Source organism: Amycolatopsis echigonensis, assembly GCF_014174495.1.
GTDB classification, from domain to species: Bacteria; Actinomycetota; Actinomycetes; order Mycobacteriales; family Pseudonocardiaceae; genus Amycolatopsis; species Amycolatopsis echigonensis.
Map to the genome: position 1 here is coordinate 119,843 of NZ_JACJHR010000012.1, position 21,183 is coordinate 141,025.

Below are 21,183 nucleotides of genomic sequence, written 5' to 3' on the forward strand. Positions count from 1 at the left end.
GGGCCCCACGTTCGAGACAGGGGAACATTCTCGTGGCACGTGAAGTGCTGACCGACCTCAACAAGGTCCGCAACATCGGCATCATGGCGCACATCGACGCCGGTAAGACCACCACCACCGAGCGGATCCTGTTCTACACCGGGATCAACTACAAGCTCGGCGAAGTCCACGACGGCGCCGCCACCATGGACTGGATGGAGGAGGAGCAGAAGCGAGGCATCACCATCACCTCGGCTGCCACCACCACCTTCTGGAACGACTACCAGATCAACCTGATCGACACCCCCGGGCACGTCGACTTCACCGTCGAGGTGGAGCGCAACCTGCGGGTGCTCGACGGCGCGGTCGCGGTCTTCGACGGCAAGGAAGGCGTCGAGCCGCAGTCCGAGCAGGTCTGGCGGCAGGCGGACAAGTACGACGTCCCGCGCATCTGCTTCGTCAACAAGATGGACAAGCTGGGCGCTGACTTCTACTACACCCTGAAGACCATCGAGGACCGTCTCGGCGTCCGGCCGCTGGCCATCCAGCTGCCGATCGGCGCGGAGAACGACTTCGAGGGCGTCATCGACCTGGTCCGGATGAAGGCCCTGGTCTGGCGCGGCGAGGTCAAGAAGGGCGAGGACTACGCCGTCGAGGACATCCCGGCCGAGCTGGCCGACCGCGCGGCCGAGTACCGCGAGAAGCTGATCGAGGCCGTCTCGGAGACCGACGACGCGCTGATGGAGAAGTTCCTCGAGGGCGAAGAGCTGTCGCAGGACGAGATCAAGAACGGCATCCGCCACCTCGTCGTCACCCGCGAGGCGTTCCCGGTCCTGGCCGGCTCCGCGTTCAAGAACAAGGGCGTGCAGCCGATGCTGGACGCGGTCATCGACTACCTGCCGTCCCCGCTGGACGTGCCGCCGGTCGAGGGCCTGCTGCCGGACGGCGAGACCCCGGTCACCCGCCACGCGACGACCGAAGAGCCGTTCTCCGCGCTCGCGTTCAAGATCGCCGCGCACCCGTTCTTCGGCAAGCTGACCTACATCCGGGTCTACTCGGGCAAGGTCGCCGCCGGAGCGCAGGTCGTCAACGCGACCAAGGAGCGCAAGGAACGCATCGGGAAGATCTTCCAGATGCACTCCAACAAGGAGAACCCGGTCGACGAGGCCCTGGCCGGCCACATCTACGCGGTCATCGGCCTGAAGGACACCACGACCGGGGACACCCTGGCGGACCCGCAGAACCCGGTGGTTCTCGAGTCGATGACCTTCCCGGACCCGGTCATCAAGGTGGCCATCGAGCCGAAGACCAAGGCCGACCAGGAGAAGCTCTCCCTGGCGATCCAGAAGCTCGCCGAGGAAGACCCCACGTTCCAGGTCAACCTGGACGAGGAGACCGGTCAGACGATCATCGCCGGCATGGGCGAGCTCCACCTCGAGGTGCTCGTCAACCGGATGAAGTCCGACTACAAGGTCGAGGCGAACATCGGCAAGCCGCAGGTCGCCTACCGCGAGACCATCAAGAAGACCGTGGACAAGCTCGACTACGTCCACAAGAAGCAGACCGGTGGTTCCGGCCAGTTCGCGAAGGTCATCGTGAAGCTGGAGCCGCTCGAGCGCACCGACGGTGCTCTCTACGAGTTCGACAACAAGGTGACCGGTGGCCGCGTGCCGCGGGAGTACATCCCGTCGGTCGACGCGGGCGCCCAGGACGCCATGCAGTACGGCGTGCTGGCCGGCTACCCGCTCGTCGGGTTGAAGTTCACCTTGTTGGATGGCGCGTACCACGAGGTCGACTCTTCCGAGATGGCGTTCAAGATCGCCGGTTCCATGGCGATGAAGGAAGCCGCGAAGAAGGCCGGCCCGGTCATCCTCGAGCCGATGATGGCCGTCGAGGTCACGACTCCCGAGGACTACATGGGTGACGTGATCGGCGACCTCAACTCCCGCCGTGGCCAGATCCAGGCCATGGAGGAGCGCGCCGGTACCCGTGTCGTCAAGGCACTGGTCCCGCTGTCGGAGATGTTCGGCTACGTCGGCGACCTGCGGTCCCGTACCCAGGGCCGGGCGAACTACTCCATGGTGTTCGACTCCTACGCCGAGGTTCCCGCGAACGTCGCGAAGGAAATCATCGCGAAGGCGACGGGGGAGTAATCCCCTCCGCTCGCGGGCTTAAGGAACTCTCCTGACCGTCCGCAGCACGACGAAGAACGAATCGGGGGCCGGCAGCCACGTCGGCCCCCGGGCACAAAGCGAAATCCAGTCCAGGAGGACATTCCAGTGGCGAAGGCGAAGTTCGAGCGGAGCAAGCCGCACGTCAACATCGGCACCATCGGTCACGTCGACCACGGCAAGACCACGCTGACCGCGGCGATCACCAAGGTTCTGCACGACGCGTACCCGGAGCTGAACGAGGCCCGTGCGTTCGACCAGATCGACAACGCGCCGGAAGAGAAGCAGCGCGGTATCACGATCAACATCTCGCACGTCGAGTACCAGACCGAGAAGCGTCACTACGCGCACGTGGACGCCCCCGGTCACGCTGACTACATCAAGAACATGATCACCGGTGCCGCGCAGATGGACGGCGCGATCCTGGTGGTCGCGGCGACCGACGGCCCGATGCCGCAGACCCGCGAGCACGTGCTGCTGGCCCGCCAGGTCGGCGTGCCCTACATCGTGGTGGCGCTGAACAAGGCCGACATGGTCGACGACGAGGAAATCCTCGAGCTCGTCGAGCTGGAGGTCCGCGAGCTGCTGTCCTCGCAGGAGTTCCCGGGCGACGACGCGCCGGTCGTGCGCGTCTCCGGCCTCAAGGCCCTCGAGGGCGACCAGAAGTGGGCCGACGCCGTGCTCGAGCTGATGCACGCCGTCGACGACAACGTGCCGGACCCGGTGCGCGACCTCGAGAAGCCGTTCCTGATGCCGATCGAGGACGTCTTCACCATCACCGGCCGCGGCACCGTCGTGACCGGTCGTGTGGAGCGCGGCCAGGTCAACGTGAACGAAGAGGTCGAGATCGTGGGTATCCGCGAGAAGTCGACCAAGACCACCGTCACCGGTGTCGAGATGTTCCGCAAGCTGCTCGACTCGGGCCAGGCGGGCGACAACGTCGGCCTCCTGCTGCGCGGCATCAAGCGCGAGGACGTCGAGCGCGGCCAGGTCGTCGTGAAGCCGGGCACCACCACCCCGCACACCGAGTTCGAGGGCCGGGTCTACATCCTGTCCAAGGACGAGGGCGGTCGGCACACCCCGTTCTTCAACAACTACCGCCCGCAGTTCTACTTCCGCACCACGGACGTGACCGGCGTCGTGACCCTCCCCGAGGGCACCGAGATGGTCATGCCGGGCGACAACACGGACATCAGCGTCGTGCTGATCCAGCCGGTCGCCATGGACGAGGGTCTGCGCTTCGCCATCCGCGAGGGTGGCCGGACCGTCGGCGCGGGCCAGGTTACCAAGATCATCAAGTGATGTCGGCGCCCTGAATTCGGGTCACTACACCCCCGAGTTCAGGGCGTCAACTCACGTGTGCGACACTATTCAGGTTGCTCGTCCTGGGGCGGCCGAATCCTTATCGGTTTTCAATCGACTGGGTTCCGGCCGCCCTGGCACGAGTGGCCACGGTCCGTGGAGCTCTTCCTTCGGGTGAGGCTAGCGGGCACAGGCCAGTAGGGACGACCGCGTGTCGGCCCGCGGCCTCCTCACGTAGAGGAAGACCAGGCAAGACGACGATCCTTAGGGATCCGTCTGTGCGGCGGGCGCGACACGCCCGACCGCGTGGACCGGGGACAGGGCCGTTGAACTGCTGAAACCCGGGCTCCGGCCCAGGTTGACGAGACAAAGCGGCACGAGACGACAAGGAACGCAGCCACCATGGCGGGACAGAAGATCCGCATCCGGCTCAAGGCCTACGACCACGAGGCGATCGACACCTCGGCGCGCAAGATCGTGGAAACGGTCACGCGCACCGGCGCCCGTGTTGTCGGGCCGGTGCCGCTGCCTACCGAGAAGAACGTTTACTGCGTCATCCGCTCGCCGCACAAGTACAAGGACTCGCGCGAGCACTTCGAGATGCGCACGCACAAGCGTCTGATCGACATCCTCGACCCGACGCCGAAGACGGTGGACGCGCTCATGCGCATCGACCTCCCGGCGAGCGTCGACGTCAACATCCAGTAAGCGTTGGGCGAGCGGCGGAGATAAGAACTCATGTCTGACAGGCAAATGAAGGGCATCCTGGGCACCAAGCTCGGCATGACCCAGGTCTTCGACGAGCAGAACCGGGTCGTCCCGGTCACTGTCGTCAAGGCCGGTCCGAACGTGGTGACCCAGGTCCGGACCACCGACAAAGACGGCTACGCGGCCGTGCAGCTGGCGTTCGGCGCGGTCGACCCGCGCAAGGTGAACAAGCCGCGCACCGGCCACTTCGACAAGGCGGGCGTGACGCCGCGCCGGCACCTCGCCGAGCTGCGCACCACCGACGCCGAGACCTACGAGGTCGGCCAGGAGATCACCGCCGAGGTGTTCGAGGCCGGCACCACGGTCGACGTGACCGGTACCAGCAAGGGCAAGGGCTACGCCGGTGTCATGAAGCGCCACGGCTTCAAGGGCCAGGGCGCGAGCCACGGTGCGCAGGCCGTGCACCGCAAGCCGGGTTCCATCGGCGGCTGCGCCACGCCGGGCCGCGTGTTCAAGGGCCTGCGCATGGCGGGCCGGATGGGTAGCGACCGGGTCACCACGCAGGGCCTGACCGTGCACGCGGTGCGTGCCGAGGACGGCCTGCTGCTGATCAAGGGCGCGGTGCCCGGTCCCAAGGGCGGCCTGCTGTTCGTGCGCAGTGCCGCGAAGGGTGGTAACTGACGATGACGAACGTCGAGCTGAAGACCCCGGCCGGTAAAGCCGACGGCACCGTCGAGCTCCCCGGGGAGATCTTCGACGTGCAGGCCAACGTCGCGCTGATGCACCAGGTCGTGGTGGGCCAGCTGGCCGCCGCGCGCCAGGGCACGCACGACACGAAGACCCGCGGTGAGGTCTCCGGTGGCGGCAAGAAGCCGTACCGGCAGAAGGGCACCGGTCGCGCCCGCCAGGGTTCGACCCGCGCGCCGCAGTTCGCCGGCGGTGGCGTCGTGCACGGCCCCACGCCGCGCGACTACACCCAGCGCACCCCGAAGAAGATGAAGGCCGCCGCCCTGCGTGGCGCCCTCTCCGACCGGGCTCGCGCCGGCCAGCTGCACGTCGTGACGGAACTGGTCACCGGCGAGAAGCCGTCGACCAAGACCGCCAAGGCGGCGATCGCCGCCGCGACCCAGGCCAAGCGCGTTCTCGTGGTCCTGCACCGCGACGAGGAGCTCGCCTGGGTGTCCGCGCGGAACCTGCCGTACGTGCACCTGATCTGGGCTGACCAGCTCAACACCTACGACGTCCTGGTCAACGACGACGTCGTGTTCACCAAGGCCGCCTACGACGCGTTCGTGGCAGGTCCCGTCCGCGGGAAGGCCGTCAAGGCCCTCGCGCGTTCGAGCGAGGTTTCGGAAGGGAGTGACGAGAAGTGAGCTCGGTCGCCATTCCGGACCCCCGCGACATCCTGCTCGCGCCGGTGATCTCCGAGAAGTCCTACGGGCTGCTCGAGGACCACAAGTACACGTTCATCGTCCGTCCGGACGCCAACAAGACCCAGATCAAGATCGCGGTCGAGAAGGTGTTCGGCGTGAAGGTCGTCAGCGTCAACACGGCCAACCGCCAGGGCAAGCGGAAGCGGACTCGTACCGGCTTCGGCAAGCGCAAGGACACCAAGCGCGCCATCGTGACTCTTTCGCCTGAGAGCAAGGCGATTGAGATCTTCGGCGGACCCACCGCGTAAAGGACTGAGCTGAGTATGGGCATCCGCAAGTACAAGCCGACGACCCCGGGTCGTCGCGGTTCGAGCGTCTCGGACTTCGCCGAGATCACCCGGTCCACGCCGGAGAAGTCGCTGCTGCGTCCGCTGAGCAAGACCGGCGGCCGCAACGCTTCGGGCAAGATCACCACCCGGCACAAGGGCGGTGGCCACAAGCGCGCCTACCGCGTGATCGACTTCCGTCGGCACGACAAGGACGGCGTGCCGGCCAAGGTCGCGCACATCGAGTACGACCCCAACCGCACCGCGCGCATCGCGCTGCTGCACTACGCCGACGGCGAGAAGCGCTACATCATCGCGCCGGACAAGCTGAAGCAGGGCGACACGGTTGAGAACGGCCCCCGCGCCGACATCAAGCCGGGCAACAACCTGCCGCTGCGCAACATCCCGGTCGGCACCGTGATCCACGCGATCGAGCTCCGCCCTGGCGGCGGCGCGAAGATGGCCCGGTCCGCCGGCGCCCGCGTGCAGCTCGTCGCCAAGGACGGTCCTTACGCCCAGCTGCGTCTCCCCTCGGGCGAGATCCGCAACGTGGACGTGCGCAACCGCGCGACCGTCGGCGAGGTCGGCAACTCGGAGCACTCGAACATCAACTGGGGCAAGGCGGGCCGCAACCGCTGGCGCGGCAAGCGCCCGACTGTCCGCGGTGTCGTGATGAACCCGGTCGACCACCCGCACGGCGGTGGCGAGGGCAAGACCTCCGGTGGCCGTCACCCGGTGAACCCGAACGGCAAGCCCGAAGGCCGCACTCGCAAGAGCAAGCCGTCCGACAAATTGATCGTCCGCCGCCGGCGTACCGGCAAGAAGCGCTGAGCAGGGAGGTAGAAGCACATGCCACGTAGCCTTAAGAAGGGCCCGTTCGTGGACGACCACCTGCTCAAGAAGGTGGACGCTCTCAACGAATCGGGCAAGAAGACCGTGATCAAGACCTGGTCGCGGCGCTCCACGATCATCCCGGACTTCCTGGGTCACACGATCGCGGTGCACGACGGCCGCAAGCACGTCCCGGTGTTCGTCACCGAGGCGATGGTGGGTCACAAGCTGGGCGAGTTCGCCCCGACGCGGACCTTCAAGGGCCACATCAAGGACGACCGCAAGTCGCGCCGCCGCTGAGCGGGCCAGAGAAAGTTAAGGGAAGCAGATGAACGCCCAGTCAAACGCCACGGCCGCAGCCGAAGAGCTGCCCTCGGCCGTCGCGCGGGCTCGTTTCGTCCGGGACTCGCCGATGAAGGTGCGCCGGGTGATCGAGCTCGTCAAGGGTCGTAGCGTCAGCGAGGCCTTGGCCGTGCTCCGGTTCGCGCCGCAGGCGGCCAGCACGCCGCTCGCGAAGGTCATCGCCAGCGCGGCGGCCAACGCCGAGAACAACCTCCAGCTGGACCCGGAGACGCTCTGGATCAAGTCCGCGACCGCCGACGAGGGCCCGACCCTCAAGCGCATCCGTCCGCGTGCCCAGGGCCGTGCGTACCGGATCCGCAAGCGCACCAGCCACATCACCGTGGTGGTCGAGTCGCGGCCTGCGGAGAAGAAGAGCAACAAGAAGGCAGGTGGCCGGTAGTGGGCCAGAAGATCAACCCGCACGGCTTCCGCCTGGGTATCACCACTGACTGGAAGTCGCGCTGGTACGCCGACAAGCAGTACGCGGAGTACGTGGCCGAGGACGTCAAGATCCGCAAGCTGCTCTCCACCGGCATGGAGCGCGCCGGCATCTCCAAGGTCGAGATCGAAAGGACCCGCGACAGGGTTCGTGTGGACATCCACACCGCCCGGCCGGGCATCGTCATCGGCCGCCGCGGCGCGGAGGCCGACCGGATCCGCGGCGCGCTGGAGAAGCTGACCAAGAAGCAGGTCCAGCTGAACATCCTCGAGGTGAAGAACCCCGAGGCCGACGCGCAGCTGGTCGCCCAGGGTGTCGCGGAGCAGCTGAGCAACCGCGTGGCGTTCCGCCGCGCGATGCGCAAGGCGATCCAGACCTCCATGCGCTCGCCGCAGGTCAAGGGCATCCGCGTGCAGTGCGGCGGTCGTCTCGGCGGCGCCGAGATGTCCCGTTCCGAGCACTACCGCGACGGCCGGGTCCCGCTGCACACGCTGCGCGCCGACATCGACTACGGCTTCTTCGAGGCCAAGACGACGTTCGGCCGCATCGGCGTGAAGGTGTGGATCTACAAGGGCGAGCTGGTCGGCGGCCTGAAGGCGCGCGCCGAGCGCGACGCCGCCGCTTCGGCAGCCGACCGCGCGCCGCGCCGCGACCGCGGCGACCGGCCGTCCCGTCCGCGCCGTTCCGGCGCGTCGGGCACGACCCCGACCTCGACCGAGGCCGGACGCGCCGCTGCCGCCGCGAAGAGCGACAACGCGACCGAGGCGGCTCCCGCCGCCGAGACCGCAGAAAAGACGGAGGGCTGAGACGTGCTCATCCCGCGCAGGGTCAAGCACCGCAAGCAGCACTCCCCGAAGCGCCACGGCGCCGCCAAGGGCGGTACCAAGGTCAACTTCGGCGAGTACGGCATCCAGGCGCTTGAGCACAGCTACGTGACGAACCGGCAGATCGAGTCCGCTCGTATCGCCATGACCCGTCACATCAAGCGTGGCGGCAAGGTGTGGACGACGATCTACCCGGACCGCCCGCTGACCAAGAAGCCGGCGGAAACCCGCATGGGTTCCGGCAAGGGTTCGCCCGAGTGGTGGATCGCCAACGTGAAGCCGGGTCGCGTGATGTTCGAGATCAGCTTCCCGAACGAGGAGACCGCCCGCGAGGCGCTCCGCCGCGCGATCCACAAGCTGCCCATGAAGTGCCGCATCGTGACCCGGGAAGGTGAGTTCTGATGGCTAACGGAGCCGCACAGGCATCCGAGCTGCGTGAGCTCACCGCCGAAGAGCTCGTGCTGCGTCTGAAGGAATACAAGGAGGAGCTCTTCAACCTCCGCTTCCAGATGGCGACCGGGCAGCTGGACAACAACCGTCGGCTGCGCACCGTCCGCACGGACATCGCGCGGATCTACACGGTCATGCGCGAGCGTGAGCTCGGCCTGTCCGTGGCGCCCGACGCCGAAAGTGAAGGTGCCGCATGAGCGAGGCTGCCACCGAGAAGACCGTCCGGAACTACCGCAAGGTCCGCGAGGGTTACGTCGTCTCGGACAAGATGGACAAGACGATCGTGGTCGAGCTCGAGGACCGCAAGAAGCACCCGCGCTACTCGAAGGTCGTCCGCACCACCTCCAAGGTGAAGGTGCACGACGAGAACAACGAGGCGGGCGTGGGCGACCGGGTCACCCTGATGGAGACCCGGCCGCTGTCGGCGACCAAGCGCTGGCGTCTGGTGCAGGTCGTGGAGAAGGCCAAGTAAGCAGGGCTCTACGGGTTTTCCCGGGAGCTCTTGGTTCCGCAAGGCTCGCGACGGTGTCGATTCACCACGTGAGAACCAGCGCGACATACAGGAGTTGACGTGATCCAGCAGGAGTCGCGGCTTCGGGTTGCCGACAACACCGGGGCAAAGGAAATCCTTTGCATCCGCGTGCTCGGCGGCTCCGGGCGGCGCTACGCCGGCATCGGCGACATCATCGTCGCCACCGTGAAGGACGCCATCCCGGCTGCCGGGGTGAAGAAGGGCGATGTCGTCAAGGCTGTCATCGTCCGCACGGTGAAGGAGCGCCGTCGTCCGGACGGTTCCTACATCCGGTTCGACGAGAACGCCGCCGTGCTCATCAAGAACGACAACGAGCCCCGGGGCACCCGCATCTTCGGCCCGGTGGGCCGCGAGCTGCGCGACCGAAAGTTCATGAAGATCATTTCGCTCGCGCCGGAGGTGCTGTGATGAAGGTGAAGAAGGGCGACACCGTCGTCGTTATCGCCGGCAAGGACAAGGGCGCCAAGGGCAAGGTCATCCAGGCCTACCCGGACCGCGAACGCGTTCTGGTCGAGGGTGTCAACCGGATCAAGAAGCACACCCGGATCACCCAGACCCAGCGCGGGGCGCAGTCCGGCGGCATCGTGACCCAGGAAGCGCCCATCCACGTCTCGAACGTGATGGTCGTGGACTCGGACGGCAAGCCGACCCGGGTGGGCTACCGCATCGGCGAGGACGGCAAGAAGGTCCGGGTCTCGCGCCGGAACGGCAAGGACATCTGACATGACCACCGCAGAGAAGATCGTGCCGCGTCTGAAGACCCGGTACCGCGAAGAGATCAAGGGCGAACTCCAGAAGGAGTTCTCCATCGCCAACGTGCACCAGATTCCCGGCGTCGTGAAGATCGTCGTGAACATGGGTGTCGGGGACGCCGCCCGGGACAGCAAGCTGATCGACGGCGCGGTTCGCGACCTCTCCCTGATCACGGGGCAGAAGCCGGAGATCCGCAAGGCTCGCAAGTCCATCGCGCAGTTCAAGCTGCGCGAGGGCCAGCCGATCGGCGCGCGCGTCACGCTGCGCGGCGACCGGATGTGGGAGTTCCTCGACCGGTTGCTGACCATCGCGCTGCCCCGTATCCGCGACTTCCGCGGCCTTTCGCCCAAGCAGTTCGACGGCAACGGCAACTACACGTTCGGTCTCAACGAGCAGTCGATGTTCCACGAGATCAACCCGGACGACATCGACCGCCCGCGCGGCATGGACGTCACCGTCGTCACGACCGCCACCACCGACGACGAGGGCCGGGCGCTGCTGCGCAAGCTCGGTTTCCCGTTCAAGGAGAACTGAGCCGATGGCCAAGAAAGCGCTAGTCAGCAAGGCTTCGAAGAAGCCGAAGTTCGCGGTGCGCGCCTACACCCGGTGCAACCGGTGCGGGCGTCCGCACTCGGTCTACCGCAAGTTCGGCCTGTGCCGGATCTGCCTCCGGGAGATGGCGCACGCGGGTGAACTGCCCGGTGTCCACAAGTCCAGCTGGTAAGGCTCGAAACTCTATTCCCAGTTCGCCACAGGCCCCGCCGACCCGGCCGGAGACCGCTCCGGCCGGGCGAGGCGGGGAACCAGGCGAGAAAGGTTGACAGGTCACCATGACGATGACCGACCCGATCGCAGACTTCTTGACCCGTCTGCGCAACGCGAACTCGGCGTACCACGACGAGGTCGTGCTTCCGCACTCGAAGATCAAGGCGAACATCGCCGAGATCCTCAAGCGCGAGGGCTACATCGCGAGCTACCGCGACGAGCCGGGCGAGAAGCACAAGAACCTGGTCGTCGAGCTGAAGTACGGCCCCAACCGCGAGCGGAGCATCGCCGGCCTTCGCCGCGTCTCCAAGCCGGGTCTGCGGGTCTACGCAAAATCGACCGAACTGCCGTCCGTTCTCGGCGGCCTCGGCGTCGCGATCATCTCGACGTCCGCCGGCCTGCAGACCGACCGGCAGGCCAAGCGCAACAACGTGGGCGGCGAAGTCCTCGCCTACGTCTGGTAAGGAAGGGGGCACAGACATGTCACGCATCGGAAAGCTGCCGGTCTCCGTCCCCTCCGGGGTCGAGGTGACCATCGACGGCCAGCACGTCAAGGTCAAGGGGCCGAAGGGCACCTTGGAGCACACTGTCGCCGAGCCGATCACCGTCGAGCGCGGCGAGGACGGCGCGCTGCTGGTGAAGCGCCCGGACGACGAGCGCACCAGCCGCGCCCTGCACGGCCTCACCCGCACGCTGGTGAACAACCTCGTGGTGGGCGTGACCGAGGGCTACGAGAAGAAGCTGGAAATCCACGGCGTCGGTTACCGCGTGCAGGCCAAGGGATCGGACCTCGAGTTCGCCCTCGGCTACAGCCACCCGGTCAAGATCGAGGCTCCGGAAGGCATCACCTTCAAGGTGGAGTCGCCCACCCGGTTCTCGGTGTCCGGCATCGACAAGCAGAAGGTCGGCCAGACCGCCGCGGTCATCCGCAAGCTGCGCCGCCCGGACCCGTACAAGGGCAAGGGCCTGCGGTACGAGGGTGAGAAGATCCGCCGCAAGGTCGGAAAGACGGGTAAGTGATGAGCGACACGACTACCACGAAGCGCAAGCCGGTCGGCAAGGACATCTCGACCCGCCGTCGCGTCGCCAAGGCCCGTCGGCACTTCCGCCTCCGCAAGAAGATCAGCGGGACGCCCGCGCGTCCGCGCATGGTCGTCAAGCGGTCCTCGCGGCACATCACCGTGCAGGTGATCGACGACCTCGCCGGTCACACGCTGGCGTCGGCGTCCACCCTCGAGGCGGACCTGCGGTCCTTCGAGGGCGACAAGAAGGCCAAGGCGGCCAAGGTCGGCGAACTGGTCGCTTCGCGCGCCAAGGACGCCGGCATCGAAGCCGTGGTGTTCGACCGTGGCGGCAACGCCTACCACGGCCGCATCGCCGCGCTCGCCGACGCCGCCCGCGAGGCGGGGTTGAAGTTCTGATGCACATGCTCGTGAATGGAAGGAAAGCCTGATGCCGGGACGTACACGGCAATTCGGCGGCGGCCAGGGCGGACCGGGTCAGGGCGGCAACGACCGCGGTGACCGTCGGGACCGTCGCGACCGGCGCGACGGCGGCCGTGGCGGGGCGGCCCAGGACAAGACCCCGCACCTTGAGAAGGTCGTGACGATCAACCGCGTCGCCAAGGTCGTCAAGGGCGGTCGTCGCTTCAGCTTCACCGCCCTGGTGGTCGTCGGCGACGGCGACGGTCAGGTCGGCGTCGGCTACGGCAAGGCCAAGGAAGTTCCCGCGGCCATCGCCAAGGGCGTCGAGGAGGCGAAGAAGAACTTCTTCCGCGTTCCGCGCGTCGCCGGCACCATTCCGCACCCGATCCAGGGTGAGGAAGCCGCCGGGGTCGTGCTGCTCCGTCCCGCGTCCGCTGGTACCGGCGTCATCGCCGGCGGCCCGGTGCGCGCGGTGCTGGAGTGCGCGGGCGTCCACGACGTGCTGTCGAAGTCGCTCGGCTCCGACAACGCCATCAACATCGTGCACGCGACCGTCGCGGCCCTGAAGGGTCTGCAGCGTCCGGAGGAGGTGGCCGCTCGCCGCGGTCTGCCGCTCGAGGACGTCGCCCCGGCCCGGATGCTGCGCCAGCGTGCCGGCCAGGGGGTCTGACATGGCTCAGCTCAAGGTCACTCAGGTCAAGAGCAAGATCGGCACGAAGCACGCTCACCGCGAGTCGCTGCGCACCCTCGGGCTGCGCAAGATCCGCCAGAGCGTCGTGCGTGAGGACACCCCCCAGGTGCGCGGCCTGATCCACACGGTCCGCCACCTGGTGGAGGTCGAGGAGGTCAAGGCATGACCGCCATCAAGATCCACCACCTGCGTCCGGCTCCTGGCGCCAAGCGCGACAAGATCCGCGTCGGCCGTGGTGAGGGTTCGAAGGGCAAGACGGCGGGTCGCGGCACGAAGGGCACCAAGGCCCGGAAGAACGTGCCCGCCGGGTTCGAGGGTGGGCAGATGCCCATCCACATGCGGCTGCCGAAGCTGCGTGGGTTCAAGAACCGGTTCCGCACCGAGTACCAGCCGGTGAACGTGGGCGACATCGCCCGGGTGTTCGCCGACGGCGGCAAGGTCGGTCCGGAGGAGCTGGCTCAGCACGGTCTCGTGCGCAAGGGCAAGCTCGTCAAGGTTCTCGGCAACGGGGACCTGAACGGGGTCAAGCTCGAGCTGACCGCGCACGCGTTCTCCGGTTCCGCCAAGGAGAAGATCGAGGCTGCTGGTGGTTCGGCCACCGTTAGCTGATCGCTTGCGTTGAGGCGGGCCCGTCCGGTTTTCCGGGCGGGCCCGTTTTCGTGTGCGGTCGTTTGCGGCTCGTCGCCTGGCGGCGACATTGCGCCCGGTGGTGGCGTGGGGCACCCCGAAGCTTGATTGTGCTGACGGTTCGGGGGTGCTTGTCAAGGCGGGAAAGATGCCTTGACAAGCACCCCCGAACCGCAGGGAGGCTTCGTATCGGGGTGCGGGGGAGGGGCTGGGTGCCTCGATTTTTGCGTGCACCGGTGCCGGTTGGGGGTCGTGAAGGGCTCCTTGAGGGAATCTAATTCCGTGAAGGAGTCCCTCACGGACGGTCCGAGTGGGGCGGTGGCGGTTCCGCGAAAGGTCCGTGAAGGGCTCCTTGAGGGAATCTAAGTACGTGAAGGGGTCCCTCACGGGCTCGGCTTGGTGCTGTTTTTCCGTGGTGCTGTGGGAAAGCCCGCCTAACGGTGCGGGCCGAACAGGTGATCATCTGTGCTCCGAGCGGCCTCACCTGCGGCTCTTGCTTGCCGGGGCGGCTCGTACTGAGACGTAAAACGCACACGCGCTGCGGGTGCTCCATGCGAAGCTGTTAGAGTCGGCGGCACGCTTCCGGGCCTGTTTGCCCTGAAGCGTTCCTGGCTTGCCAGTGAGTCAGACATCCCGCCGGTCTCGTACCGGCCAAGCCGATCGTCGGTTGGGACGACCGACGACGCCGAGGAGGTCCCCCGCGTGCTCAGCGCATTCCGCTCGGCTCTCGCGACGCCGGATCTACGCAAGAAGATCCTGTTCACGCTAGCCATCGTCGCGGTCTACCGGATCGGTGCAACCATCCCGGCTCCGGGGGTCTCGTTCGCCGCCGTGAAGGCCTGTACCGCACAGGCGGACCAGCAGGGCGTGTACCAGCTGCTCAACCTCTTCAGCGGCGGCGCGCTGCTGCAGCTCTCGCTGTTCGCGACGGGCATCATGCCCTACATCACCGCGAGCATCATCATCCAGCTGCTCACCGTCGTCATCCCGCGGTTCGAGGAGCTGAAGAAGGAAGGCCAGTCCGGCCAGAACAAGCTGACCCAGTACACCCGGTACCTGACGATCGCGCTGGCGATCCTGCAGGCCACCGGCGTGGTCGCGCTGGCTGATCGCGGCACCCTGTTCCAGGGCTGCTCGCAGCCGATCATCCCGGACAACAGCATCTACTCGCTGACGCTGATCGTGGTCACCATGACCGCGGGCACCGCGGTGATGATGTGGCTGGGCGAGCTGATCACCGAGCGCGGCGTCGGCAACGGCATGTCGGTGCTGATCTTCCTGAACATCGCGGCCCGCATCCCGGCCGAGGGCGCCAACATCATCAGCAACGGCGGCGGCATCGCGCTGGTCGTGGTCCTCGCGTTCGGCCTGGTGATCATCGCGAGCGTCATCTTCGTCGAGCAGGGCCAGCGCCGGATCCCGGTGCAGTACGCCAAGCGCATGGTCGGCCGCCGGATGTACGGCGGCACCTCGACCTACCTGCCGATCAAGGTGAACCAGGCCGGTGTCATCCCGGTCATCTTCGCGTCGTCGCTGCTGTACCTGCCGCAGCTGCTCAGCCAGCTGATCGGCGACCCGCAGAGCAATTCGGGCTGGCAGTCGTTCATTCAGAACTACCTGGTCAACCAGAGCAGCTGGGTGCACATCCTGCTCTACTTCCTGTTGATCATCTTCTTCACCTACTTCTACATCACGATCACGTTCAACGTGGACGAGCGTGCGGAAGAGATGAAGAAGTTCGGCGGCTTCATCCCGGGCATCCGCCCCGGCCGTCCCACCGCCGAGTACCTCAGCTTCGTGCTGGGCCGGATCACTCTCCCCGGCTCGCTGTACCTGGGCATCATCGCGATCCTCCCGAACTTCTTCCTGTCCCTCACCGGCAGCGGGAACAACCAGAACTTCCCGTTCGGTGGCACGGCTGTGCTGATCATGGTCGGCGTCGGGCTCGACACCGTGAAGCAGATCGAAAGCCAGCTGATGCAGCGCAACTACGAAGGGTTCTTGAAGTGACGCGACTGGTTCTCGTCGGACCGCCCGGCGCGGGCAAAGGCACGCAGGCGGTTGCCCTGTCCGAGCAGCTGCGGATCCCGCACATCTCGACGGGCGACCTCTTCCGGGCGCACGTCGGCCAGGAGACCCCGCTCGGCCAGGAGGCCAAGCGGTACCTGGACTCGGGCGAGCTGGTGCCGGACTCGGTGACCAACGAAATGGTCCGCGAGCGGCTGGCCGAACCGGACGCGAAGGCGGGCTTCCTGCTCGACGGGTTCCCGCGCAACACCAAGCAGGCCGAGGTCCTCGGCGAGATGCTGAGCGAGGCCGACACCAAGCTCGACGCGGTCATCCAGCTCGACGTGGCCGAGGACGTCGTCGTCCGCCGCCTCATGTCGCGCGGCCGCGCGGACGACACCGAGGACGTCATCCGCCGCCGCCAGCAGGTGTACGTGTCGGAGACCGCGCCGCTGCTGGAGTACTACTCCGACATCCTGGTGAAGGTCGACGGCGTCGGCGAGGTGCAGGAGATCTCGGACCGCGTGCTGAAAGCGCTGCGCGACCGCACGTGAATCTCGGAGGATTGCGTGTTCTGCAAGTGCTCCGCCGCGGGCGCATGATCGAGGTCAAGACCCGCGGCGAGCTGGAGGCCATGCGGGCGGCCGGTCTCGTGGTCGCCCGCACCCTGGCCGCCGTGCGCGAACTCGCCCGGACCGGGGTCACCACGGCCGAGCTCGACGAGCTGGCCGAGCAGACGATCCGCGACGCCGGCGCGGTGCCCTCGTTCAAGGGCTATCACGGATTCCCGGCGTCGATCTGCGCGTCGGTGAACGAGCAGATCGTGCACGGCATCCCGTCGGCCAAGCATGTGCTCGCCGAGGGCGACCTGATCTCGGTCGACTGCGGCGCGATCCTCGACGGCTGGCACGGCGATTCCGCGGTGACGCTGGAGATCGGCGAGGTCAGCGAGAAAGACCACCAGCTGTCGGCCGCCACCGAACGCGCCATGTGGGCGGGCATCGAGGCCGTCCGCGCGGGCTCGCGGCTCACCGACATCTCCTTCGCCGTGCAGACCGCCGCCCGCCAGGCGGGCGAGGAGGACGGCCGCGAGTACGGCGAGATCCTCGAGTACGGCGGCCACGGCATCGGCCGCCAGATGCACATGGAGCCGTTTCTGCCGAACGTCGGCAAACCCGGCAAGGGGCCCCGGCTCAAGCCCGGCATGGCGCTCGCGGTCGAGCCCATGCTGACCGGCGGCAGCGGCGAAACCCTCGAACTGGACGACGGCTGGACAGTCGTCACCGTCGACGGTTCGCGCGCCGCGCACTGGGAGCACACCGTCGCCATCACCGAGGACGGTCCCTGGGTGCTCACTCTCCCCGAAGAGTCCTGAGCGGCCACTCACACGGGTCTGCTTGCACCCCGGTCGACGGGGTACTGCACGGGTTGCGTACACTGTCAAGTCGGCGCGCTCATGCGCCGGTTCCAGCATGCTCGTGAATTCTTGCGAACTTCATGGACCCGGGGCCGAGTGTGGCCGAGCACCACCCAGTAAGCAAGGACTCGAGCTCAAAACCGATCACGCTGTGCACATCAAGCGTGCATCAGGGATTGCGGAGGACATGGCTAAGAAAGACGGGGCCATCGAGGTCGAAGGCCGCGTGGTCGAGCCGCTCCCCAACGCGATGTTCCGCGTCGAGTTGGAGAACGGCCACAAGGTCCTGGCACACATCAGCGGCAAGATGCGGCAGCACTACATCCGCATCCTGCCGGAGGACAGGGTTGTCGTGGAGCTGTCGCCCTACGACCTCTCCCGTGGTCGCATCGTCTACCGCTACAAGTGATCACGCCAGAGCCGAGCAGAGCAGGAAGCAGGAAGACGTGAAGGTCCAGCCGAGCGTCAAGAAGATCTGCGACAAGTGCAAGGTGATCCGCCGTCACGGCCGGATCATGGTGATCTGCGAGAACCTGCGTCACAAGCAGCGTCAGGGCTGAGAACCGCACTGCAGCAGGCCGCTTGACGGCTAACCCACCCTCCCCGTACCTGCCGGACCGTGAGAACGGTCCGGCGCACCCCCGGACTTCAGGCCGGGGCCGGGACACCCGGGGCGCAAGCCACGGGCACGACAGGCGAGTCGGTTCCGGAACCGGACGGGGAGCAGACCTGAAGACGAACTCGATAAAGGAGCACCAGTGGCACGACTCGCTGGCGTGGACCTCCCCCGCGAGAAGCGGTTGGAGATCGCGCTGACTTACATCTACGGGATCGGCCGTACCCGCTCGAAGCAGATGATCGCTGCTGCCGAGCTGAACGCCGACACCCGCGTCAAGGACCTCAGCGACGAGGATCTCGTCAAGCTGAAGGACTACATCGACGAAAACTTCAAGGTCGAGGGTGACCTTCGCCGTGAGGTGAACGCCGACATCCGGCGCAAGATCGAGATCGGGACCTACCAGGGTCTGCGCTGGCGTCGTGGTCTGCCGGTGCGCGGTCAGCGGACCAAGACCAACGCCCGCACCCGCAAGGGCCCGAAGAAGACGGTCGCCGGCAAGAAGAAGGCTGGCAAGAAGTGAGCACCCAGGGCAAGAAGGTCGTTCGCATGGGCGGTTCCGTCCGTCGCTCCACGGCTTGTGTCTCGCCCAAGGCGCTCTACGCCCGCCCGATGGCGCTGCGGAACCTCTACACCGACGCCGGATCCATCATCCGCCGCGGGCAGCAGGAAGCCGTCGCCGCTCACCAGCAGAACGCGCGTTAACAGGAGAACCCTCAGAACATGCCACCCAAGAGCCGCACTGCGGGGGCCAAGAAGGTCCGCCGCAAGGAAAAGAAGAATGTCGCGCACGGTCACGCGCACATCAAGAGCACCTTCAACAACACCATCGTCTCCATCACGGACCCGACCGGCGCCGTGATCGCGTGGGCCTCGAGCGGCCACGTGGGCTTCAAGGGCTCGCGCAAGTCGACTCCGTTCGCCGCGCAGATGGCCGCCGAGAACGCCGCCCGCAAGGCGGCCGAGCACGGCATGAAGAAGGTCGACGTTTTCGTGAAGGGCCCGGGTTCGGGCCGCGAGACGGCGATCCGCTCGCTGCAGGCGGCCGGCCTCGAGGTCGGCACCATCCAGGACGTGACCCCGCAGCCTCACAACGGCTGCCGCCCGCCCAAGCGGCGCCGGGTCTGAGGAACGGGGAGGAGTACTAAGAAATGGCTCGTTACACCGGCCCCGCGACGCGTATTTCGCGTCGCCTCAAGGTTGACCTCATCGGCGGCGACCAGGCGTTCGAACGTCGCCCCTACCCGCCGGGCCAGCACGGCCGCGGGCGCATCAAGGAGTCCGAGTACCTCCTGCAGTCGCAGGAGAAGCAGAAGGCTCGCTACACCTACGGCGTTCTCGAGCGCCAGTTCGTCCGGTACTACAAGGAAGCCGTGCGGCGTCCGGGCAAGACCGGTGAGAACCTGCTGCAGATCCTCGAGTCCCGGCTGGACAACGTGATCTACCGCGCCGGCATCGCCCGCACCCGCCGTCAGGCGCGGCAGCTGGTGAGCCACGGCCACTTCCTGGTCAACGGCGTCAAGGTCAACGTGCCGTCCTACCAGGTCAGCAAGTGGGACATCATCGACGTGCGGCCGAAGTCGATGGGCATGCTGCCGTTCGTGGCGGCGAAGGAGTCCTTCGGCGAGCGTCCGGTCCCGGCCTGGCTGCAGGTCGTGCCGTCGAACCTCCGCGTGCTGGTCCACCAGCTGCCGGAGCGCGCGCAGATCGACGTTCCGGTTCAGGAACAGCTGATCGTCGAGCTTTACTCGAAGTAACCGGTCTCTGCGACTGGTTACGGGGCGGCGGTGCCCACAGTGCGCCGCCGTCACGCCATCCCTTCGACGTCATATGGCGGGCGTCGTCTGGAAAGGAATTAAGGAATGCTGATTTCCCAGCGGCCGGCTCTTGGCGAAGAGACGGTCAACGAGACCCGCTCCCGGTTCACCATCGAACCGCTGGAGCCCGGCTTCGGCTACACGCTCGGCAACTCGCTGCGGCGCACGTTGCTGTCGTCCATCCCGGGCGCGGCCGTGACGAGCATCCGCATCGACGGCGTGCTGCACGAATTCACCACCGTTCCCGGGGTGAAGGAAGACGTCACCGACATCATCCTGAACCTGAAGGAACTGGTCGTGTCCTCGGAAGAGGACGAGCCGGTCACCATGTACCTGCGCAAGCAGGGCCCGGGTGAGGTCACGGCTGCCGACATCGTGCCGCCCGCGGGCGTCACCGTGCACAACCCGGATCTGCACATCGCGTCGCTGAACGGCAAGGGCAAGCTCGAGATCGAGCTCGTCGTCGAGCGCGGCCGCGGTTACGTTCCGGCCCTGCAGAACAAGCAGGCGGGCGCGGAGATCGGCCGGATCCCGGTCGACTCCATCTACTCGCCGGTGCTGAAGGTGACCTACAAGGTCGAGGCCACCCGTGTCGAGCAGCGCACCGACTTCGACAAGCTGATCCTGGACGTCGAGACCAAGCCGTCGATCACCGCGCGCGACGCGGTGGCCTCGGCCGGCAAGACGCTGGTGGAGCTGTTCGGTCTCGCTCGCGAGCTGAACGTCGACGCCGAGGGCATCGAGATCGGCCCGTCGCCGCAGGAGGCGGACACCATCGCCGCCTACGCGATGCCGATCGAGGACCTGGACCTCACCGTCCGGTCGTACAACTGCCTGAAGCGCGAAGGCATCCACACCGTGGGCGAGCTGGTCTCGCGCAGCGAGGCGGACCTTCTCGACATCCGCAACTTCGGCGCCAAGTCGATCGACGAGGTCAAGCTGAAGCTCGTCGGCCTCGGCCTCGCGCTGAAGGACAGCCCGCCCGGGTTCGACCCGTCCGCGGCTGCCACCAGCTACGACGGCGAAGGCTGGTCGGAAGGGGTCGCCGGCATCGGCGGCGGGATTTCGGACGACGGCCACGACGATGGCCAGGACTACGCAGAGACCGAGCAGCTCTGAGGCCTCGTGCCCGGACGCTGTGAGCTGAACTAGGAGAAAGTCATGCCCACCCCTACCAAGGGAGCCCGGCTCGGCGGGTCTGCCGCGCACGAGCGGCTGATCCTGGCCAACCTGGCCACTCAGCTGTTCGAGCACGGCAAGATCACGACGACCGAGGCTAAGGCCAAGCGGGTCCGCCCGCTGGCCGAGAAGCTGATCACCAAGGCGAAGCGGGGCGACCTGCACAACCGTCGCCTGGTGCAGAAGGTCGTCCGGGACAAGGACGTCGTGCACAAGCTGTTCGCCGAGATCGGCCCGCACTTCGCGGAGCGCGCCGGCGGTTACACCCGCATCACCAAGACGATGCCGCGCAAGGGCGACAACGCCGCCATGGCCGTCATCGAACTGGTCGCGGAGAAGACCGTGACGTCCGAGGCCGAGCGGGCCCGCAAGACCAAGTTCGCCAAGGACGAGGTCGCCGCCGCTCCGGTCGCCGAGGAAGCCGCTGAGGCTCCCGCCTCGACCGAAGAGGCCCCGGCTGCCGAAGAGGCCGCCGCCCCGGCCGCGGACGAGGCTGCCGCCTCCGACGACGCCGACGCCAAGAAGGACTGAGTCCTGCCGGCACTGTCTGCATCGGACGAGCCCGCCGCTCCCCACGGGGAGGGCGGGCTCGTTCGTCTGCGCTTGGACG

At 66.9% G+C, this 21,183-nt stretch carries 34 protein-coding genes; all 34 read left to right on the top strand.

Features of this window, described 5'->3' with window-relative positions; translation table 11 throughout:
• The first annotated feature begins 32 nt into the window (after positions 1-32).
• The 34 genes from fusA (at position 33) to rplQ (ending at position 21,104) form a co-directional block, all read left to right on the top strand.
• Positions 33-2,132 carry an elongation factor G gene (fusA, locus tag H5411_RS11395; RefSeq protein ID WP_101436017.1) on the top strand — a complete coding sequence of 700 codons (2,100 nt, stop codon included), beginning with the start codon at positions 33-35 and terminating at the stop codon, positions 2,130-2,132.
• Between the two features lie 126 nt (positions 2,133-2,258).
• Positions 2,259-3,452 (top strand): elongation factor Tu, encoded by a 1,194-nt coding sequence (gene tuf, locus H5411_RS11400; RefSeq protein ID WP_009072295.1) that lies wholly within the window; start codon positions 2,259-2,261, stop codon positions 3,450-3,452.
• A 402-nt stretch (positions 3,453-3,854) separates the two neighbouring features.
• Complete coding sequence (gene rpsJ / locus H5411_RS11405; RefSeq protein WP_003102098.1) at positions 3,855-4,160, top strand: 30S ribosomal protein S10; 306 nt, start codon at positions 3,855-3,857, stop codon at positions 4,158-4,160.
• A 30-nt stretch (positions 4,161-4,190) separates the two neighbouring features.
• The gene (gene rplC, locus H5411_RS11410; RefSeq protein WP_009072300.1) at positions 4,191-4,841 is read left to right on the top strand and encodes a 50S ribosomal protein L3; all 651 of its coding nucleotides are present in this window, start codon (positions 4,191-4,193) and stop codon (positions 4,839-4,841) included.
• 2 nt (positions 4,842-4,843) lie between these two features.
• Positions 4,844-5,533 (top strand): 50S ribosomal protein L4, encoded by a 690-nt coding sequence (gene rplD, locus H5411_RS11415; RefSeq protein ID WP_101436016.1) that lies wholly within the window; start codon positions 4,844-4,846, stop codon positions 5,531-5,533.
• Positions 5,530-5,841 carry a 50S ribosomal protein L23 gene (gene rplW / locus H5411_RS11420; protein ID WP_009072304.1) on the top strand — a complete coding sequence of 104 codons (312 nt, stop codon included), beginning with the start codon at positions 5,530-5,532 and terminating at the stop codon, positions 5,839-5,841. The genes rplD and rplW overlap by 4 nt, the downstream gene beginning before the upstream one ends.
• 15 nt (positions 5,842-5,856) lie before the next feature.
• Entirely contained in the window at positions 5,857-6,690 is an 834-nt protein-coding gene (gene rplB / locus H5411_RS11425) for a 50S ribosomal protein L2 (protein WP_009072306.1), read from the top strand.
• Positions 6,691-6,708: 18 nt separating this feature from the next.
• Positions 6,709-6,990 carry a 30S ribosomal protein S19 gene (gene rpsS, locus H5411_RS11430; protein ID WP_003102083.1) on the top strand — a complete coding sequence of 94 codons (282 nt, stop codon included), beginning with the start codon at positions 6,709-6,711 and terminating at the stop codon, positions 6,988-6,990.
• A 28-nt stretch (positions 6,991-7,018) separates the two neighbouring features.
• Entirely contained in the window at positions 7,019-7,432 is a 414-nt protein-coding gene (gene rplV / locus H5411_RS11435; RefSeq protein WP_037360236.1) for a 50S ribosomal protein L22, read from the top strand.
• Entirely contained in the window at positions 7,432-8,277 is an 846-nt protein-coding gene (gene rpsC, locus H5411_RS11440) for a 30S ribosomal protein S3 (RefSeq protein ID WP_183123723.1), read from the top strand. The genes rplV and rpsC overlap by 1 nt, the downstream gene beginning before the upstream one ends.
• Before the next feature lie 3 nt (positions 8,278-8,280).
• Entirely contained in the window at positions 8,281-8,697 is a 417-nt protein-coding gene (rplP, locus tag H5411_RS11445; RefSeq protein WP_009072313.1) for a 50S ribosomal protein L16, read from the top strand.
• On the top strand, positions 8,697-8,942 hold the full coding sequence (gene rpmC / locus H5411_RS11450) for a 50S ribosomal protein L29 (RefSeq protein ID WP_009072314.1): 246 nt from the start codon (positions 8,697-8,699) through the stop codon (positions 8,940-8,942). Before rplP ends, rpmC begins: the two co-directional genes overlap by 1 nt.
• The gene (rpsQ, locus tag H5411_RS11455) at positions 8,939-9,217 is read left to right on the top strand and encodes a 30S ribosomal protein S17 (protein ID WP_009072315.1); all 279 of its coding nucleotides are present in this window, start codon (positions 8,939-8,941) and stop codon (positions 9,215-9,217) included. The genes rpmC and rpsQ overlap by 4 nt, the downstream gene beginning before the upstream one ends.
• 99 nt (positions 9,218-9,316) lie before the next feature.
• A complete protein-coding gene (rplN, locus tag H5411_RS11460; RefSeq protein ID WP_004558867.1) occupies positions 9,317-9,685 on the top strand; it encodes a 50S ribosomal protein L14 in 369 nt (122 codons plus the stop codon).
• Positions 9,685-9,999, top strand: coding sequence for a 50S ribosomal protein L24 (gene rplX, locus H5411_RS11465; RefSeq protein WP_009072317.1), 315 nt, complete (start codon positions 9,685-9,687; stop codon positions 9,997-9,999). Before rplN ends, rplX begins: the two co-directional genes overlap by 1 nt.
• 1 nt (position 10,000) lies before the next feature.
• On the top strand, positions 10,001-10,564 hold the full coding sequence (rplE, locus tag H5411_RS11470) for a 50S ribosomal protein L5 (RefSeq protein ID WP_101436014.1): 564 nt from the start codon (positions 10,001-10,003) through the stop codon (positions 10,562-10,564).
• A 4-nt stretch (positions 10,565-10,568) separates the two neighbouring features.
• Complete coding sequence (locus H5411_RS11475; RefSeq protein WP_020662790.1) at positions 10,569-10,754, top strand: type Z 30S ribosomal protein S14; 186 nt, start codon at positions 10,569-10,571, stop codon at positions 10,752-10,754.
• 106 nt (positions 10,755-10,860) lie between these two features.
• Entirely contained in the window at positions 10,861-11,259 is a 399-nt protein-coding gene (gene rpsH / locus H5411_RS11480) for a 30S ribosomal protein S8 (RefSeq protein ID WP_009072322.1), read from the top strand.
• Between the two features lie 16 nt (positions 11,260-11,275).
• The gene (gene rplF / locus H5411_RS11485) at positions 11,276-11,815 is read left to right on the top strand and encodes a 50S ribosomal protein L6 (RefSeq protein ID WP_101436013.1); all 540 of its coding nucleotides are present in this window, start codon (positions 11,276-11,278) and stop codon (positions 11,813-11,815) included.
• Positions 11,815-12,216 (top strand): 50S ribosomal protein L18, encoded by a 402-nt coding sequence (gene rplR, locus H5411_RS11490; RefSeq protein WP_101436012.1) that lies wholly within the window; start codon positions 11,815-11,817, stop codon positions 12,214-12,216. The genes rplF and rplR overlap by 1 nt, the downstream gene beginning before the upstream one ends.
• A 31-nt stretch (positions 12,217-12,247) precedes the next feature.
• On the top strand, positions 12,248-12,889 hold the full coding sequence (gene rpsE, locus H5411_RS11495) for a 30S ribosomal protein S5 (protein ID WP_009072328.1): 642 nt from the start codon (positions 12,248-12,250) through the stop codon (positions 12,887-12,889).
• Position 12,890: 1 nt separating this feature from the next.
• Entirely contained in the window at positions 12,891-13,076 is a 186-nt protein-coding gene (gene rpmD / locus H5411_RS11500; protein WP_033291195.1) for a 50S ribosomal protein L30, read from the top strand.
• Positions 13,073-13,519: a 50S ribosomal protein L15 gene (rplO, locus tag H5411_RS11505; RefSeq protein WP_037360245.1), complete on the top strand. Its 447-nt coding sequence runs from the start codon at positions 13,073-13,075 to the stop codon at positions 13,517-13,519. The genes rpmD and rplO overlap by 4 nt, the downstream gene beginning before the upstream one ends.
• Before the next feature lie 720 nt (positions 13,520-14,239).
• Positions 14,240-15,547 (top strand): preprotein translocase subunit SecY, encoded by a 1,308-nt coding sequence (gene secY, locus H5411_RS11510; protein ID WP_183123724.1) that lies wholly within the window; start codon positions 14,240-14,242, stop codon positions 15,545-15,547.
• Entirely contained in the window at positions 15,544-16,098 is a 555-nt protein-coding gene (locus H5411_RS11515; RefSeq protein ID WP_101436011.1) for an adenylate kinase, read from the top strand. The genes secY and H5411_RS11515 overlap by 4 nt, the downstream gene beginning before the upstream one ends.
• A 44-nt stretch (positions 16,099-16,142) precedes the next feature.
• Positions 16,143-16,919, top strand: a complete 777-nt coding sequence (gene map / locus H5411_RS11520) for a type I methionyl aminopeptidase (protein WP_183123732.1) — start codon at positions 16,143-16,145, stop codon at positions 16,917-16,919.
• Positions 16,920-17,148: 229 nt separating this feature from the next.
• The gene (infA, locus tag H5411_RS11525; RefSeq protein ID WP_004558881.1) at positions 17,149-17,370 is read left to right on the top strand and encodes a translation initiation factor IF-1; all 222 of its coding nucleotides are present in this window, start codon (positions 17,149-17,151) and stop codon (positions 17,368-17,370) included.
• A 37-nt stretch (positions 17,371-17,407) separates the two neighbouring features.
• A complete protein-coding gene (rpmJ, locus tag H5411_RS47500) occupies positions 17,408-17,521 on the top strand; it encodes a 50S ribosomal protein L36 (RefSeq protein WP_004558882.1) in 114 nt (37 codons plus the stop codon).
• Positions 17,522-17,719: 198 nt separating this feature from the next.
• A complete protein-coding gene (gene rpsM / locus H5411_RS11535; RefSeq protein ID WP_009072337.1) occupies positions 17,720-18,100 on the top strand; it encodes a 30S ribosomal protein S13 in 381 nt (126 codons plus the stop codon).
• Complete coding sequence (locus H5411_RS11540; protein WP_037368511.1) at positions 18,097-18,282, top strand: hypothetical protein; 186 nt, start codon at positions 18,097-18,099, stop codon at positions 18,280-18,282. Before rpsM ends, H5411_RS11540 begins: the two co-directional genes overlap by 4 nt.
• An 18-nt stretch (positions 18,283-18,300) precedes the next feature.
• A complete protein-coding gene (gene rpsK / locus H5411_RS11545) occupies positions 18,301-18,705 on the top strand; it encodes a 30S ribosomal protein S11 (protein ID WP_009072340.1) in 405 nt (134 codons plus the stop codon).
• A gap of 23 nt (positions 18,706-18,728) precedes the next feature.
• Positions 18,729-19,334 (top strand): 30S ribosomal protein S4, encoded by a 606-nt coding sequence (gene rpsD, locus H5411_RS11550; protein ID WP_101436010.1) that lies wholly within the window; start codon positions 18,729-18,731, stop codon positions 19,332-19,334.
• 105 nt (positions 19,335-19,439) lie between these two features.
• Complete coding sequence (locus H5411_RS11555) at positions 19,440-20,513, top strand: DNA-directed RNA polymerase subunit alpha (RefSeq protein ID WP_009072342.1); 1,074 nt, start codon at positions 19,440-19,442, stop codon at positions 20,511-20,513.
• 42 nt (positions 20,514-20,555) lie between these two features.
• A complete protein-coding gene (rplQ, locus tag H5411_RS11560; protein WP_183123725.1) occupies positions 20,556-21,104 on the top strand; it encodes a 50S ribosomal protein L17 in 549 nt (182 codons plus the stop codon).
• Positions 21,105-21,183: the final 79 nt, after the last annotated feature.